We start from the raw sequence: 17,228 nt of genomic DNA, 5'->3' as shown, positions 1-17,228 counted from the left end.
CTGACGATCGTCAATTCTGCACGGCCCTTACCCAATTTCTAAATCGTTATTTATGACAGGCAAAAATTAGCCCTCCGTGGAGGCTTAGGGCTCTAGGGTTGTACCCGATGGCATGGGGGACACCTTTTTGGAATTTCGGAAACCGATCCTCTGGACGGGAATGCTGCTGCTGCTGATGGCGGCGGGCTTCCTCTTGCCGCAGGGTGACAGGATGCTCGTCATCGGTCACCCCGGCATGTCGGAGCGCCACATGATGTCGATCGTTGAGGCAGCGGATGGCCGGCTGGTGGCCGGCACCCGGCTGCCCTGGATCGTCGTGGCGGAAGGATCGTCCGAACGGTTTACCCTTGCCCTTTGGAAAGCCGGTGCCCTGGCGGTTGCCAATGATTTCATCGGCTATGGATGCATGAGGGAAAACGATCGTGGATAAGCTGGAGCAACTGCGTTTGCGGGCCTCCTACGGAGCCACCTGGCTCCTGTGGATCAATGTGGCGGTCATCGCCGGGGGCGGTTATTTCGCCCATGACAGCGTGCCTGTCATGATGGCGGTGCTCGCGGCCGTAGCCGCGCTGATCGGCACGGGGGCGTGGTGGAGCGACAAGACGGGACTTTCCACCCGTGTCGTCAATTCCGTGGCCCTTGCCGTACAGGTTGCGCTGCTGGTGAATGCCTTTGCCGGCGGTCACTACCAGATCGACATGCACATGTACTTCTTCGCGACCCTGGCGATCACCGCGGGCTGGGTGGACTGGCGCGCGATCCTTGCCAATGCCGGCACGGTGGCGGTGCACCATCTGGTGCTGAACTTCGCCCTGCCCGCCGCCGTCTTCCCCGGCGATCCGGGGATCGTGCGCGTCATGGTGCATGCCGTCATCCTCATCATGCAGTCGGCGGTGCTGATCTTCATCGTCTCCGCCATTGCCAGAGCCTTCGAGGAGGCAGCAAAGGCCTCCAGCGATGCCTATGAGGCAGCCCGGGAAGTCTCCGCCAAGAGCGACGAGCTGCGTGCCACCACCGCCCGTGCGGACGAGGCCCGCGCCGAGGCAGACCGCATCAAGGCGGAAAACGATGCCGAGATCGATTTTGCCGTGCGCGTTATCGGCGACGGTCTTGCGGCGCTGGCCGAGGGCGATCTCACCCGGTCCATCGACGAGCCCTTCGCTCCGGCACTGGAACGGCTGCGCCTGGATTACAACAGGACTCTCTCCCAGATGCGCGCCACCATCCAGGAGCTGAAGGAGCGGGCCAAGGGCATCCGCAACGGGTCGACCGAAATCCGCAGCGCCTCCGACAACCTGTCGAAACGGACCGAACAGCAGGCCGCCTCGGTTGAAGAGACTGCCGCCGCGCTGGAGGAGATCACCACCACCGTCACCGTCTCCAACGAACGGGCCCAGCAGGCGGGCAAGCTCGTTTCCGATGCGCGGGCGAGTGCCGAACAGTCCGGCAGTGTCGTCACCGCCGCCATCACCGCCATGGACGAGATCGAGAAATCCTCTCATTCCATCTCGGCAATCATCGGCGTCATCGATTCCATCGCCTTCCAGACCAACCTTTTAGCGCTCAACGCCGGCGTCGAGGCCGCACGCGCCGGGGAAGCCGGCAAGGGCTTTGCCGTCGTCGCAACCGAGGTGCGCGAACTTGCCCAGCGTTCGGCCAACGCCGCCCGCGAGATCAAGGAACTCATCGGCCGTTCCGACGAAAAGGTTCAGCAGGGCGTGGAACTCGTTTCCCGCGCCGGCTCGGCACTGCAGAGCATTGCCGATCAGGTCAAGCAGATCGACACGCTGGTCCGCGCCATCGCCGATGCCAGCCGCGAGCAGACCTCGGGCCTCCGGGAAATCAACAGCGCCATCAGCCAGATCGACCACGCGACGCAACACAACGCCGCCATGGTCGAGGAAGCCAACGCTGCCACCTTCGGCCTCGCCCGCGAAGCCGAGGGCCTCGATGCCCTCATCCAGCGCTTCCGCGACACCGACGCAAGCCGTCCGCAACTGCGCTACGCCAGCTGAGCGGGCCACGGGCGACGCGCGGCACCCTCTGTCCCTGAACGCCGTAGCGTTTGCGGACGCGCACCCCCTCTGCCCTGCACGGCGTTGAGTTTGCCGATGCGTACCACCCCCTCTGGCCTGCAAACCGTCGAGTTTGACGCACCGCACCCCCCTCTGCCCTGCCGGGCATCTCCCCCTCAAGGGGGGGAGATCGGGATGGGGATTCTTGGGGAAGTCCCTCGCCAACGCTTCTGCGGATGAGACGCTTGTTATTTGGGGAAACCCTAAACCCACGGTCGATCTCCCCCCTTGAGGGGGAGATGCCCCGGCAGGGGCAGAGGGGGGTGCGGCCCCGCAAACTCGACGCCGTGCGGGACAGAGGCAAAGAGCCCACCGGCAAGATCTCACTTTTCATGATTTATTTCTTATTTTCTTATTTTATGAATTCTTGAAACTCAAAACCCACACTCGCGCTGGTAGTGTGGCAAAGCCTCCGGACAACGCGAATTCCATCCTCTGGATTGCATGGCTGTCCTGGCTGACGGGTCGTCCGGATGCTTTCCCCTTGTCTTGACGAACGACGGTACCTTCGCGGTTGCCGGGATGTCATCGGCTATGGATGCATGAGGGTGAAGGGTCATGGATCAACTTGAACAGTTCAGGCTTAAAGTCTCTTACGGGGCGACGCGCCTCCTCTGGGCAAATGTCGTCGTCATCATGGCCGGCGGCTATCTTGCCCAGCACGCGGTCTCGCTCCTCCTGTCGGGTCTCGCGGCCGTGGCCGCACTGATCGGCACCGGCGTCTGGTGGGGCGACCGGACGGGTGCGACCACCCGCATCGTCAATTCGGTGGCGCTTGCAGTTCAGGTGGCTCTGCTGGTGAGCAGCTTCGCCGATACGCCCTATCAGATCGACATGCACATGTATTTCTTCGCGACGCTGGCGATCACCGCGGGCTGGGTGGACTGGCGCGCGATCCTTGCCAATGCCACCACCGTTGCCGTGCATCACCTCGTGCTGAACTTCGCCTTGCCCGCCGCCGTCTTTCCCGGCGATCCCGGTATGGCCCGCGTGCTTCTGCATGCGGTGATCCTCGTTGCCCAGTCCACGGTGCTGATCGTCATCACCTCGGCCATCGCGCGCGCTTTCATGGAGGCGGAGAAAGCCTCCAGCGATGCCTATGCGGCAGCACGCGAAATCGGGGCACAAAGTGAAGCGCTCCACGCCACCACCCGGGCTGAAGAGGCCCGCGCCGAGGCGGACCGTATCAAGGCGGAGAACGATGCCCAGATCGAACTGGCCGTGACCGCCATCGGCAAGGGGCTCGATGCGCTGGCCGAGAGCGATCTCACCCGGTCCATCGACGAGCCCTTCGCACCGGCACTGGAACGGCTGCGCCAGGATTACAACAGGACGCTCTCCCGGATGCGCGCCACCATCCAGGAGCTGAAGGAGCGGGCCATGGGTATCCGCACCAGCACCGCTGAGATCCGAAGCGCCTCCGAAAACCTGTCGAAGCGGACCGAACGCCAGGCGGCTTCGGTGGAGCAAACGGCAACGGCGCTCGAGCAGATCACCACCACCGTCACCGTCTCCAACGAACGGGCCCAGCAGGCGGGCAAGCTCGTTTCCGATGCGCGGGCGAGTGCCGAACAGTCCGGCAGTGTCGTCACCGCCGCCATCACCGCCATGGACGAGATCGAGAAATCCTCCCATTCCATCTCGGCAATCATCGGCGTCATCGATTCCATCGCCTTCCAGACCAACCTTTTGGCGCTCAACGCCGGGGTAGAAGCCGCCCGCGCCGGGGAAGCCGGCAAGGGCTTTGCCGTCGTCGCAACCGAGGTGCGCGAACTTGCCCAGCGCTCGGCCAACGCCGCGCGCGAAATCAAGGACCTTATCGGCCGCTCGGATCAGAGGGTGCAGCAGGGCGTGGAACTCGTTTCCCGCGCCGGCTCGGCTCTGCAGAGCATTGCCGATCAGGTCACGCAGATCGACACGCTGGTCGGTGCGATCGCCGATGCCAGCCGCGAACAGGCCGCAGGCCTCCGGGAAATCAACGACGCCATCGGGCAGATCGACCAGGCGACGCAACACAACGCCGCCATGGTCGAGGAAGCCAACGCTGCCACCTTCGGCCTCGCCCGCGAAGCCGAAGCCCTCGACGCCATCATCCAGCGCTTCCGAGACAGCGACGCAAGCCGTCCGCAACTGCGCCACGCGAGCTGAGCGAGCGCCGCGTTTGCCGCGCTGCACCCTCCCCTGCCCTGCGAACTGTCGAGTTTGCGGATGTGCACCCCCCTCTGGCCTGCACGGCGTCGAGTTTGACGTGCCGCACCCCCCTCTGCCCTGCCGGGCATCTCCCCCTCAAGGGGGGAGATCGGGATGGGGTTTATGAGGGCAGTCCCCAGCCACCGTTTCAGCGGATGAGACGTTCATTGTTTGAGGAAACCAAGAACCGCAATGTCGATCTCCCCCCTTGAGGGGGAGATGCCCGGCAGGGCAGAGGGGGGTGCGGCACCGCAATCTCGACGCCGTACGGGCAGAGGGGCGGGTGCGATACGGCACTCTAAACGCCGCCCGAGGCACCGCAGGTCCGCAGGCGCCCGCACTGGGAAAGCGGCCGGCAAGAAAAACCCCTGCCCGCGGGAGCGGACAGGGGTCGATCGTGGAGCGGACCGGTCAGGCGGCCTTGGCTTCGGCCGGGTACGGGTTGAAGCGCTGGTAGAAGGTTTCGCCCTTCTCCGCCAGATCCTTGAGCAGCGGCGTCGGCTGGAAGTGGTCGCCGTAGGACTTGGCGAGCTTCTCGCACTGGGCGACGAACGCCTTGGCACCCATGCCGTCGATGTAGGAGATGGCACCGCCCGTGTAGGGCGCGAAACCGAAGCCGAGGATGGAGCCCACATCGGCCTCGCGCGGATCGGTGACAATGCCCTCTTCCATGGTGCGGGCCGCTTCGAGCGCGATGGTCGTGAGCAGGCGCTCGCGAATGATCGCGGGATCGACGTCTTCCGCCTTCTGCTGCGGGAAGAGCTCCTTCAGGCCCGGCCACAGGAACTTCTTGGCGGGCTTGGCCGGATATTCGTAGAAGCCGCGGCCGTTCTTGCGGCCCTTGCGGTCGAGTTCATCGACCATCTTGTTGACGAGCGCCATGTGCTTCGGATCGACGGCACCCTCGCCGAGATCGGCGATGGAGGCCTTGAGGATCTTCTGCGACAGGTCGATCGCCACCTCGTCGTTGAGCGAGAGCGGGCCGACCGGCATGCCGGACTGCTTGGCGACATTCTCGATCATGGCCGCCGGCACGCCTTCGAACAGCATGTCGTAGGCCTCGTGAATGTAGCGGAAGACGCAGCGGTTGACGTAGAAGCCGCGGGTGTCGTTGACGACGATCGGCGTCTTCTTGATCGCGGCGACGTAATCCAGCGCGACGGCGAGCGCCTTGTCGCCGGTTTCCTTGCCGAGGATCACTTCGGTCAGCATCATCTTCTCGACGGGGGAGAAGAAGTGCACGCCGATGAAATCCGCCGGGCGCTTGGAATTCTTGGCAAGGCCGGTGATCGGCAGCGTCGAGGTGTTGGAGGCGAAGATCGCGCCTTCCTTCATGTGCGCCTCGACCTTCTCGATTACCTCCTTCTTGACCTGACGGTCCTCGAAGACGGCCTCGATCACCAGATCCGCATCCTTGACCGCCGAATAATCGGCGGTGGGGGTGATGAGGGAAAGCAGCTTCTCGCCCTCTTCCTTGGTCATGCGGCCCTTCTGGACCGAGCCCTGGACGAGGCCTTCGGAAACGGTCTTGCCCTTGTCGGCGGCGGCCTGGTCGCGGTCGATGAGCGTCACCGGAATGCCGGCAGCGGCGGTGACATAGCCGATGGAGGCGCCCATGAAGCCGGCGCCGACGACGGCGACGCGGGTAAACTCGCTCTTCGGAACGCCTGCCGGGCGGCGCGCGCCCTTGCCCAGTTCCTGCATGGAGATGAACAGCGAGCGGATCATCGAGAAGGCTTCGGTCGTCTGGAGGATCTGCGTGAAATAGCGCTGCTCGATGCGAAGCGCGGTATCGAAGGGCACCTGGAGGCCCTCATAGACGCATTTCAGGATCGCCAGGGCGCCCGGATAGTTGCCCCCGGTCTCGCGGCGGAGGATGGCGGTGGCTGCCGGCCAGAGCTGGGCGGCCGCCGGCGTCCAGATGCCGCCGCCGGGTGCCTTGAAGCCCTTCTCGTCCCAGGGCTGGACGGGCTTCAGTCCGTCCTTGATCATCTGCTTGGCGGCCGGGATCAGCTGATCCGGCTCGACCGCCTGATGGACGAGGCCCATAGCCTTGGCGCGGGAGGCGGTCAGCGAAGAGCCGGTCGTCATCATCTGCAGCGCGTCCTGCGCATTGGTGAGACGCGGAACGCGCTGGGTGCCGCCGGCGCCCGGGAAGATGCCGACCTTCACTTCGGGAAGGGCGATCTTGACCGACTTGGCATTGGAGGCGACGCGGCCGTGGCAGGCGAGCGACAGCTCGAAGGCGCCGCCCATGCAGGTGCCGTTGATGGCCGAAACCCAGGGCTTGCCCGCGGTTTCGATCTTGCGGAAGAGGCCGGACATCTTGCCGACCAGATCGAAGAGCTTCTGCGCAGCGGTCGAGGCGTCCTTCGCCTTTTCCGCCTGGTAGAAGGAGAACATCCCCTTGATCATGGAGAGATCGGCGCCGCCGGAGAAGGAGGACTTGCCCGACGTGAAGACCACGCCCTTGACGGCGGCATCGGCGGTCACTTCGTCGGTGATCGCGTTCAGCTCGACCATCACCTCCTCGGTGAAGACGTTCATCGACTTGTCCGGCATGTTCCAGGTGACGAGGGCAATGCCGTCGGCGTCGGTTTCAACGGTGAAATTCTTGTAAGCCATGGAGTTATTCTCCCGAAATCAGACGCGTTCGATGATCGTTGCGGTGCCCATGCCGGCGCCGATGCAGAGCGTGACAAGCGCGGTCGAGAGATCGCGGCGCTCCAGCTCGTCGAGCACGGTGCCGAGGATCATCGCGCCGGTGGCGCCGAGCGGATGGCCCATGGCGATCGCGCCGCCATTGACGTTGATCTTGTCATGCGGGATCTCGAAGGCCTGCATGTAGCGGAGCACGACGGCGGCAAAGGCCTCGTTGAGCTCGAAGAGGTCGATATCGGCAAGCGACATGCCGGAGCGCTTGAGCAGCTTCTCGGTGACGTCGACCGGGCCGGTCAGCATGAGGGCCGGATCGGAGCCGATATTGGCGAAGTTGCGGATGCGGGCGCGGGGCTTGAGGCCCATCGCCTCGCCGCCTTCCTTCGAGCCGAGAAGGACGCCGGCCGCGCCATCGACGATGCCCGACGAATTGCCGGCATGATGGACGTAGTTGATGCGCTCGACATCGGGATGGGCCTGGATGGCAACGGCCTCGAAGCCGCCCATCTCGCCGGGCATCTGGAAGGAGGCATTGAGGCTTGCGAGCGACTGCATGTCCGTGCCGGGGCGCATGTGCTCGTCCCGGTCGAGGATGACGATGCCGTTCTGGTCCTTCACCGGGATCACCGATTTGGCAAAGCGGCCCTCGGCCCAGGCTTCGGCCGCGCGGCGCTGGCTTTCCACCGCATAGGCGTCCACGTCGTCGCGGGAGAAACCATACTTGGTGGCGATGAGATCGGCGGACACGCCCTGTGGCATGAAGTAGGCCGGGAAGTTGACCGACGGATCCATGTACCAGGAGCCGCCCGCCATGCCCATGCCGACGCGGGACATGCTTTCGACGCCGCCGGCGATGACGATGTCATCGGCTCCTTGCGCGATCTTCGAGGCAGCAAGGTTCACCGCATCGAGGCCGGAAGCGCAGAAGCGGCTGATCTGCATGCCCGGCGCACGGTTGGCATAGCCCGCCTCGAAAGCGGAGGACTTGGCAATGACGGCGCCCGCTTCCATGACGGGATCGACGCAACCGAAGATGATGTCGTCGACCTTCGACGTGTCGAGCCCGTTGCGGTCGCGCAGGGCCTCCAGCACCTTCGCGCCGAGGCGGGGGGTCGGCACCTCATGCAGCGCGCCGTCCTTCTTGCCGCGCCCGCGGGGGGTGCGCACGTGGTCGAAAATATAGGCTTCGGTCATGTCCTTGGATCTCCTTCAAGAGCCACCCGCTCCCGGTGGAGGGGTGGCAGCGGCCTCCCGAGCCGCATGCGGAATGAGCGGAGCCCGGCGTCCCTCCGGAAACCGGGCCTTGCGATGTTAGAACGCTTCGGCGGCGAGCGCCATCATGCTGTCGGCACCGGTTTCGATGCGGGCCTTGCGAAGCGCCGTTTCCGGCATGATCCGCTCCATGTAGAAGCGGGCCGTGGCGAGCTTTGCCTGATAGAATGCGGCTTTCGAGCCGTCGCCGGAAGCCAGACCTTCGTTGGCGGCCTTGGCCATCAGGCCCCACATGTAGCCGAGCACCACGAGGCCGAAGAGATGCATGTAGTCGGTCGAACCGGCACCGGCATTGTCGGGCTTGGCCATGGCGTTCTGCATGAACCACATGGTGGAGGCCTGCAGGTCGTTCAAGCCCTTCTTGATGCCCTTGGTGTAGAGGGAGAGCGTCTCGTCGTTGCGGTTCGCCTCGCAGAAATCGCCCACTTCCTTGAAGAGGGCCATGACGGCGCGGCCACCATTGGCGGCGAGCTTCCGGCCGACGAGGTCGAGCGCCTGGATGCCGTTTGCACCCTCATAGATCATGGCAATGCGGGCATCGCGCACATACTGGCTCATGCCCCATTCCTCGATATAGCCGTGGCCACCATAGACCTGCTGGGCCATGACCGCATGCTCGAAGCCCTTGTCGGTCATCACGCCCTTGAGGATCGGGGTCGCGAGGCCGAGCAGGTCTTCCGCCGTCTGGCGGTCTGCCGCATCGGGCGAGCGGTGGGCGATGTCGGATTTCAGCGCAGTCCAGAGCGTGAAGGCACGGCCGGCCTCGTTGAAGGCGCGGATCGTCATCAGCGTGCGGCGGATGTCCGGATGTACGATGATCGGATCGGCCTTCTTGTCCGGTGCCTTGACGCCGGAGAGCGAGCGGCCCTGGATGCGATCCTTGGCGTAGTTCACCGCGTTCTGGTAGGCGATTTCGGCAATCGAGAGACCCTGCAGGCCGACGCCGAGGCGGGCCTCGTTCATCATGACGAACATGGCGTTGAGGCCCTTGTTCTCCTGGCCGATGAGATAGCCGGTCGCCTCGTCATAATTCATCACGCAGGTGGCGTTGCCGTGAATGCCCATCTTGTGCTCGATGGCGCCGCAGGACACGCCGTTCTTCGTGCCCGGCGTCCCGTCCGCATTCAGCACGAATTTCGGCACGATGAAGAGCGAGATGCCCTTGGTGCCCTCAGGCGCGCCCTCGATGCGGGCGAGCACCAGATGGATGATGTTCTCCGACATGTCGTGATCGCCGGCGGAGATGAAGATCTTCTGGCCGGTAATCCTGTAGGTGCCGTCGCCGTTCGGAACCGCCTTGGTGCGGAGCAGGCCGAGATCGGTGCCGCAATGGGGCTCGGTGAGGTTCATGGTGCCGGTCCAGGTTCCCTCGACCATCTTCGGCAGATAGGTGGCCTTCTGCTCTTCCGAGCCATGCACGAGGATCGCCGCAATGGCGCCCTGGGTGAGGCCCGGATACATCATCAGCGCCATGTTGGCAGAAGACATGTATTCGCCGACAGCGGTATGCAGCGTGTAGGGCAGCCCCTGGCCGCCATGCTCCTGCGGCACGGCAAGGCCGAGCCAGCCGCCTTCGCGGTAGAGGTCGTAGGCCTGCTTGAAGCCCTTCGGCACGGTGACCGTGCCGTCATCGGCGCGATGGCAGCCTTCCTGGTCGCCGGAAAGATTGAGAGGGAAGAGAACCTCTTCCGCAAGCTTCGCGGCCTCTCCGGTGATTGCGTCCAGCATGTCCGGGGTCGCGTCCTCGAAACCCGGCAGATTGTTGTAGCGTTCGAGGCCCAGCACCTCGTTCAGGATGAAAAGCGTTTCGTTTACCGGGGCCTTGTAGATCGGCATCGTTCCTGTCCCTTCGCCTCTTGTCCGGATCCTCCTCCGGAATTGTTCATTACTCTACAATTATTTGACGTGCGCGTAAACGTCATACTTGTCACACCGGGTGATTTTTTTGCGACGCCTTCACAGAAAATCACCGCAAATCCGTCTTCGAGGGGAGGCCCTCGTCCTCGTTCGGCTACAGATTAGGGACGCAACTCTTAACAGCGCGCTTCGCCCAAGCGGGACAAGACCGCGGCACGCAGGCGAAGTTCATGGAAAAGGTTAAATTTTTTCCACCGTGGTTAACGGGTTGTTTACCATAATTAGGGAATGGTGACGAAAGGGAATGCGGTGGACAGAGCTTTGTCAACACGCATTTTTTCGAGGAATACGCGAAGTTTTCGTCAGGTCCGCGAAAGAATGCCGCGCTAGACCGGCCAGGCTGCGATGGCTGCCTGCCGGGTGGATGCAGCAAGGGACGTCCTTCATTTCCCGTCCTGGCCCGAATGCACGGGCGCAACCGTCGAAGCGAGCATTGAAGATGAATGGATCCCGGTCGACTTCCCAACGCCTTGGCGAACGCTCCTCGCTGGATGCGCTGAGCCGCACGATCGAAGGGCTGGAAGCACGCATCGAAGGCCTGGTGGGCGGACAGCGCCCTCGCCAGCCCGAGCGCGATCCCCGCGAGGTGCGTCCCGATCCGCTCGCCGAGATCCGCGAGCGCCAGCGCATGCTGGAGGAAAGCCGCAACCGCGCGCTTTCCGGTGCTGCCCGACCGCCCATTCCCCAGCCGCAGCAGCGCGACGAATTCCGCCGCGAGCCGGAGCGCCGCGCGCCCGAGCCCTACCGGGCCCGCGAGACGCGCTCGCCCGCGAGCGCCGGCGAGACCGATCTCAGGGAGATCGCCCAGGCGCTCGTCTCCCTCCGCGAGGAGCTGAAGCGCGACATCAGCGAGGGCGTTGCCCGCGAAGTGAATGCGCTGCGCACCGAAATGCACGACATCAAGACCGTGGCGACCGACCGCCGCGGCAGCACCGACGACCTGCGGGCCGAACTTGCCCGCCTTGGCGAAAGCATCGACCTGCTTGGCCACCAGACGCGCGCCCGCGGCGGCAGCGACGCCCTGAGGGCCGAATTCGAGGATCTGCGCGCGCTGATGGACGGGCTTGCCCGGGAAGAATCCGTCCAGGTCATGGAAAAGCGCTGGAGGGGCATGGAGCGCCGGCTGGAGGAGTTCGATCCCCAGCCGATGCGCGAGGAAATCGTTTCGCTCGCCTACCGCCTGGACGACATCAAGGGCCAGCTGGGGGCGCTGAACCCGAGCCCCGCAATCCGCGCGCTGGAAGACCGGCTTCTGGCCGTCGCCGAGGCGCTGGAGCAGATCGGCCGGCAGATGAAGCCGAACGATCACCTGATCGCCGAGCAGTTTGCGGGCCTCGACCTGCGCCTCGACGAAATCAGCCGCGCGATCGCGGCCGGTGCGCGCAATGCCGCCGCTCAGGAGCCGGAGCATTTCGGGCGTCTGGAACGCCGCCTTGCCGGCCTTGCCGAACAGATCGAGATGATGGGCGAGGAGAACCGTCACCGCCCGAACCCGGCGGACGATCTCGCACGCCGGATCGAAGGGCTTGCTGCCCGCGTCGAGGAACTGGCCGCTGCCGATGCCGGCGCCGAGGCGGCAAGCCGCCTGGAAGAGCGCCTCGACCAGCTGTCGCGCCTTCTCGAGCGCAACCAGAAGGCACCGCCCGCGCCCGAGCTCACGGGCTTCCTCTCGGACATCTCGCGCAAGATCGACGCCCTCGACAACGGTTCGGTCAACGACCGGCTGACCGAGCGGCTGGAATATCTCGCCCGCCGGATCGACGAACTGGAATATGCGCCGGTGACGGCTCCGCAGCAGGACGATGCCGCAATCGGCCGGCTGGAAAGCCGGCTTGCCGACATTGCCCGACGGCTGGACGAGACGGCTTCCACGCCGCCGCAGGACAACCGGGCGCTGGAAAGCCTCGAAAGCCAGATCGCCAATCTGGCCGCGCTCATCAACCGTCCCGCGCCGGTCGCCGCCGCTGCCCTGCCCGCCGAATTCGAAAGCCGCATGGCCTCCATCGAGGAGTACATGGCGACCAGCGACGAATACATCATCGAAGCCGCACGCCAGGCGGCGGAAGCGGTCATGGAGGCCTATGGCCGCAATGCCGGCAGCGCCCCGAACCAGGTGGACCTGTCCGCGCTTTCCGCTCTCGCGGGCGATCTGCGGCATCTCGAGGAGCTGGCTCATTCCTCCGAGGAGCGCACTCACCGCACCTTCGAGGCCCTGCACGACACGCTGGTGCAGATCGCGACCCGGCTCGACGATCTCGACCATCGGCTCTACGAAACCCGCGAACAGCAGCCGGCCGCCGAAGAGCGGGCTTTCGGCCGCCGCGGACCGTTGGCCATGGCCGATGCCCAGCCGGCCCCCTATCAGGAAGCGCGCCAGCCCGCGGCAGCCTTTGCCGGTGACGAGGACGAGGCCTTCGATCCCTTTGCCGACAGCGACCCCGTATCCGCCTTTTCGGGCCCCGTGATCCGCACCGTCGAGCCCGAGGTTGCGGAAGCGGTGGAAGAAACCGCCCGCGAATTTGTCGCCCCCCGCCCGGCCGAGCCGGTCGAACCCAAGGTGACGAAGGGCTTTCTGGCCGGACTGAAGTCCAAGCTCCTGCGCAAGGGCCCGGCACCGGCCGCACCACGCAAGGCCGCCGGCCCGACGGAGCGTGCCGTGGTGGATCCGGCGCCGCCGATCGTGCCCGAAGACGAGGCGCTTGCCAGCGTCGAGACCGAGCTTTTGGAGCCGGGCTCGGGCGCCCCCGACATCAAGAAGATCCTGGAGCGCGTCCGGGCCGGCCAGAGCCGCCCCGGCAGCATTCCGACCGAGGCCGACCGCGCCGACCTGATCGCTGCCGCGCGCCGTGCGGCGCAGGCCGCCGCGCAGGAAGCAAAGGCCAGCGCCAAGCCCGTGAAGGAAACCGCCTCCGCCAGGTTGAAGCCGCCGGTTTCCCCCTCCGGCTCCGTATTCTCGCGCCATCGCCGCCCGATCCTGATGGCCGTCGGCGCCGTGCTGCTTGTCATCATGACCATGCCGCTCGTCAGCACCTTCCTGAACGGATCGGATGCGCCCGAAGTGGTGGAGACGGCGGATGTCGAGCAGGCAGCCCCGATTGCGCCGCCCGCAACGCCGAAGCCCGCCGCCAAGGCTGAAGCCCCGAAGACCGAGGCCGCAAAGCCTGCAAAGCCCGCGCCGAAGCCCGCCGCGGAGGCTGCAGCCAAGCCGGCAGCGCCGAAGCCGGCTGAGTCGCCAAAGGCCCCGAAGCCGGTGAGCCAGGCCGCGCCCGCCGCAACGCCCGTTGCTGCCGCGGCCGTCCCGGCCGCTGCTGCCGATCCGGCCCGCCTGACCAATACGGCGCCCGTAGCAGGTGCGCAGGCCGCCCAGCCCCTCTCCACGGCGCCCGCCCCGCAGGCAGCCGCCATGGCAGCACCCGCCGCCCCTGCGATTGCGCTTCCTGCCAATCTCGAGCCGAAGGCGCTTGCCGATGCCGCCAGCGCCGGCGATCCGCTGGCGCTCTTCGAGATCGGTGCACGCTTTACCGAAGGCCGCGGCGTCAAGGCCGATCTCGCCGAGGCAGCGCGCTGGTACCAGCTGGCCGCCGACAAGGGCTTTGCCCCGGCGGAATACCGGATCGCCAATCTCTACGAGAAGGGCAACGGCGTCGAGCGGGACCTGTCGAAGGCCGTGCGCTACTACGAGCGCGCCGCCAAGGCCGGCAATGCCAGCGCCATGCACAATCTGGCCGTGCTCTATGCCACCGGCGCCGACGGCAAGCCCGACATCGCGAAGGCGGTCGACTGGTTCAAGCAGGCTGCCGATTACGGCGTCTCCGACAGCCAGTTCAACCTTGCAATCCTCTATGCCCGCGGCAACGGCATCGCGCAGGACCTCGAGGAATCCTACAAGTGGTTCGCCATCGCGGCCAAGGGTGGCGACAAGGATGCGGCCCAGAAGCGCGACGACGTGGCAAATGCCATGCGACCGGACCAGCTGACCAATGCCAAGGCCAAGGTCGAGCTGTGGAAGGCCAAGCCCGTCGACCCCAAGGTGAACCAGACCGACATTCCGGACGAATGGGCCGGCAAGGGCCTGAAAACCGCCAGCGTCGACATGAAGAAGGCCATACGCAACATCCAGGCCATTCTGAACAACAACGGCTTCGACGCAGGCAAGCCGGACGGCGAGCTGGGCGCCCGCACCATCTCCGCCATCAAGGCGTTCCAGAAATCCGTCGGCATGCCCGAGGACGGCAAGATCACCGACCGGCTGGTCAAGGAGCTGCTGGCGCGGAACAAATGAGGCGGGCGGCGCAATTGCGCAGCCGGAAGCCGCAGGACCGGTTGACAGGGGCCCGGCGGCCCGGCAGAAACGGTGAGCAAATGCCTTGCTGAAGAGCATTGTTTCACCGACTTTCCGGCTGGCGCTCCACAGGAGCCGCCGGCTGTGGAAAGCGGCCCTTCTGCAGTCACGGGTCCTTAATTCCGGCGCGATTTGAGGATTCCTTCGGTCAAGACCCGCCCCGCTTGCCGGATCGGGTCCTTGTCCTGTTTTTCATCCTTCGGCGCGGAGCTTCTCGGAGCGTGCGCCATTCATCCTATCAGGCGCTTTGCCGGCGGTGGCCGGCAGGGCCGAACGCGTTCAAGGGACCGGCCCGTGACGATTTACCTGCCCATTGCCGAGCTTTCGGTGAACATCTTCGTGATCCTGGGGATGGGTGCGGCCGTGGGCTTCCTGTCGGGCATGTTCGGGGTGGGCGGCGGCTTCCTCATCACCCCGCTGCTGATCTTCTACAACGTGCCGCCCGTGGTGGCGGTGGCCACGGGGGCAAACCAGGTGGTCGCCTCCTCGGTTTCCGGCGCGATCTCCCATTTCAGGCGCGGGACGCTCGACATCAAGCTGGGGCTCATGCTGCTGGCAGGCGGCCTTGCCGGCGCGACCGTCGGCATATGGATCTTTTCCTTCCTGCGCCGGCTCGGCCAGCTCGATCTGGTCATCTCGCTGCTCTACGTCATCTTCCTCGGCTTTGTCGGCGGGCTGATGCTGATCGAGAGCATCAATGCGATCCGCAAGACACGCAAGGGCGTCGTGCCGGTGAAGGCGCCGGGCCAGCATCCCTGGATCCACCGCCTGCCCTTCAAGATGCGGTTCAAGAAGTCGAAGATCTATCTGAGCGTCATTCCCGTGATCGGGATCGGCTTCGGCATCGGCGTGCTGACCTCCGTCATGGGCGTCGGCGGCGGCTTCATCATGGTTCCGGCCATGATCTATCTGCTGCGGGTGCCGACCAACGTGGTGGTGGGGACCTCGCTCTTCCAGATCATCTTCACCACCGCCTACACCACCGTCGTCCAGGCGGCGACGAACTATTCGGTCGATATCGTCCTGGCCTTCATCCTGATGGTGGCGGGCGTCGTGGGCGCGCAATACGGCGTGCGCGTCGGGCAGAAGCTGCGCGGCGAACAGCTGCGCGCGCTGCTTGCACTGCTCGTGCTGGCGGTCGGCATCCGCCTCGCCCTGCAACTGGTCATCACCCCGGCGGACGTCTATTCGCTGGCCATCGGCGGGGTGCACGGATGAAGCGCGCTCTTCTCGCAACGCTCACCCTTCTCGGCCTTGTCGCCGCCTCGCCCGCACCGGCCTTCGCCCAGGCGCTGAGCCCGCCGGCCCAGGGCAGCGTGGTCGAACGGCTGGAAATCGGCATGAACACCAGCCAGATCGCCATCACGCCGGATTTTGCCGGTGCGGATCTCGCGATCTTCGGCGCCGTGGTGAATGCGGACGAGCTTCTGAACTCCATCGGCCAATACGATATCGTCGTGACGCTGGAAGGCCCGAAGGACTTCGCCACCGTGCGCCGCAAGGAGCGGGTCTTCGGCATCTGGATCAACCGGCATTCGGTGACCTTCAAGGAAGCGCCGATGTCCTACACGCTCTCCTCGACCCGCAAGATCGAGGGAGAACCGGGCGTGCCCCCGCTCGATGCGCCCGGCATCGGCATCCAGCACATCGATCTGACGCCGACCGACTTCCTGCGGGGCGGCAGGCTGCTGGAGGATTTCCGCGATGCCTATCGCCGGCTGAAGATGGAAAGCGGCCTCTACCAGCCGGATCCGGGCGGCGTGCGCTTCATCAGCTCGACGCTCTTCCAGGCCAATCTCAAGCTGCCCGCCAACATTCCGAGCGGGACCCATACCGTCCGGGCCGCCCTTTTCAAGAGCGGCAAGTTCATCATGGAAAAGACGTTGCCGCTCCGGGTGGTGAAGACCGGCCTCGAGCAGGCCATCACCGATGCGGCGCACCAGCAGCCGCTGCTGTATGGCATGGCCTCCGTATTCCTGGCGCTTCTGACCGGCTGGGGCGCAAGCGTGCTCTTCCGCCGCGACTGAGGTCCCTCAGCCGCGCAGGTTGCTGTAGCGGACGGAATAGACGCGATCCTTGCCGAGCAGGTGGGCAATCAGCGACGCGCGATCGAAATAGGGCTGGAAGATGCGGTGCGAAAGATCCATCCCGCCGGTGAGCACCCCGAAGGCCGGCATGACCATGCGCGTGCCGTCGGTCGCAAAGCAGGGCCGGCGGACGGATTTCTCCCGCCTGCGGACCGTTGCCGCCGGATGCAGGTGGCCGGCGATTTCGCCGACGGCGCTTCCCGCGACCGGCTCGTGCCGGAAAACGAGCCCGTCCACATGCAGCACGTCCGCCGACTGGCCCGGCAGGTTGACCGCGCCATCCGGATCGTGATTGCCCGAAATCCAGATCCATTCGCGCCCGCGGGCAAGCGTGCCGATCATCGCCCGGAAGGGCTCGGCCATTTCCGCCGAACCGCGCCGGTCGTGAAAGCTGTCCCCCAGGCTGACCACGAGGCGGGGATCGTGCCGCGCTATCACCAACTCGAGCAGCTTCAGGGTCGCCAGCGTGTCGTAGGGCGGGAGCATCTGCCCGCGGCGTGCATAGGCGGCTCCCTTTTCCAGATGCAGGTCGGAGACGACGAGCACGCGCGGACCCGGCAGATAGAGGGCACCCAGGGGATCGCAGAGGGCCGCGACGCCCGCGACCGAGATTTCGGCATAGGTTTCCTGCCCGCCGGAAGCGGGGGCATTCGCCATGGCAATGCGGGTCAGCACGGTGATCTCGTC

General features: G+C 65.4%; 10 protein-coding genes. 6 read left to right on the top strand and 4 right to left on the bottom strand.

Annotated features, from left to right (window positions below; all coding sequences use genetic code 11):
- Window positions 1-127: 127 nt before the first annotated feature.
- The 3 genes from GGR23_RS05575 to GGR23_RS05565 all read left to right on the top strand — a co-directional run bounded on the left by GGR23_RS05575 (window position 128) and on the right by GGR23_RS05565 (window position 4,223).
- Window positions 128-430, top strand: a complete 303-nt coding sequence (locus GGR23_RS05575; RefSeq protein ID WP_183365155.1) for a hypothetical protein — start codon at window positions 128-130, stop codon at window positions 428-430.
- On the top strand, window positions 423-2,015 hold the full coding sequence (locus GGR23_RS05570; protein ID WP_343066608.1) for a methyl-accepting chemotaxis protein: 1,593 nt from the start codon (window positions 423-425) through the stop codon (window positions 2,013-2,015). The genes GGR23_RS05575 and GGR23_RS05570 overlap by 8 nt, the downstream gene beginning before the upstream one ends.
- A 618-nt stretch (window positions 2,016-2,633) precedes the next feature.
- The gene (locus tag GGR23_RS05565; protein WP_183365154.1) at window positions 2,634-4,223 is read left to right on the top strand and encodes a methyl-accepting chemotaxis protein; all 1,590 of its coding nucleotides are present in this window, start codon (window positions 2,634-2,636) and stop codon (window positions 4,221-4,223) included.
- A 453-nt stretch (window positions 4,224-4,676) separates the two neighbouring features.
- On the opposite strand, the gene GGR23_RS05560 is transcribed toward GGR23_RS05565, so the two are convergent.
- The 3 genes from GGR23_RS05560 to GGR23_RS05550 all read right to left on the bottom strand — a co-directional run bounded on the left by GGR23_RS05560 (window position 4,677) and on the right by GGR23_RS05550 (window position 10,031).
- Window positions 4,677-6,890 (bottom strand): FAD-dependent oxidoreductase, encoded by a 2,214-nt coding sequence (locus GGR23_RS05560; RefSeq protein WP_183365153.1) that lies wholly within the window; start codon window positions 6,888-6,890, stop codon window positions 4,677-4,679.
- Between the two features lie 18 nt (window positions 6,891-6,908).
- Window positions 6,909-8,117, bottom strand: coding sequence for an acetyl-CoA C-acetyltransferase (locus GGR23_RS05555; protein WP_183365152.1), 1,209 nt, complete (start codon window positions 8,115-8,117; stop codon window positions 6,909-6,911).
- Between the two features lie 117 nt (window positions 8,118-8,234).
- Window positions 8,235-10,031, bottom strand: coding sequence for an acyl-CoA dehydrogenase C-terminal domain-containing protein (locus GGR23_RS05550; protein ID WP_183365151.1), 1,797 nt, complete (start codon window positions 10,029-10,031; stop codon window positions 8,235-8,237).
- Between the two features lie 520 nt (window positions 10,032-10,551).
- On the opposite strand from GGR23_RS05550, the gene GGR23_RS05545 reads away from it, so the two are divergent.
- The 3 genes from GGR23_RS05545 to GGR23_RS05535 all read left to right on the top strand — a co-directional run bounded on the left by GGR23_RS05545 (window position 10,552) and on the right by GGR23_RS05535 (window position 16,481).
- Complete coding sequence (locus GGR23_RS05545) at window positions 10,552-14,394, top strand: peptidoglycan-binding protein (RefSeq protein WP_183365150.1); 3,843 nt, start codon at window positions 10,552-10,554, stop codon at window positions 14,392-14,394.
- A 354-nt stretch (window positions 14,395-14,748) separates the two neighbouring features.
- Window positions 14,749-15,672 (top strand): TSUP family transporter, encoded by a 924-nt coding sequence (locus GGR23_RS05540; protein WP_183365149.1) that lies wholly within the window; start codon window positions 14,749-14,751, stop codon window positions 15,670-15,672.
- A complete protein-coding gene (locus tag GGR23_RS05535) occupies window positions 15,669-16,481 on the top strand; it encodes a TIGR02186 family protein (RefSeq protein ID WP_183365148.1) in 813 nt (270 codons plus the stop codon). The genes GGR23_RS05540 and GGR23_RS05535 overlap by 4 nt, the downstream gene beginning before the upstream one ends.
- A 6-nt stretch (window positions 16,482-16,487) precedes the next feature.
- Here GGR23_RS05535 and pdeM read toward each other — a convergent pair whose 3' ends face one another.
- Entirely contained in the window at window positions 16,488-17,198 is a 711-nt protein-coding gene (gene pdeM, locus GGR23_RS05530; protein ID WP_183365760.1) for a ligase-associated DNA damage response endonuclease PdeM, read from the bottom strand.
- Window positions 17,199-17,228 lie beyond the last annotated feature (30 nt).

The organism is Gellertiella hungarica, assembly GCF_014197145.1.
GTDB lineage: Bacteria > Pseudomonadota > Alphaproteobacteria > Rhizobiales > Rhizobiaceae > Gellertiella > Gellertiella hungarica.
The sequence above is the reverse complement of the archived record's forward strand: the minus strand, read 5'-3'. Positions and strand labels throughout refer to the sequence as shown.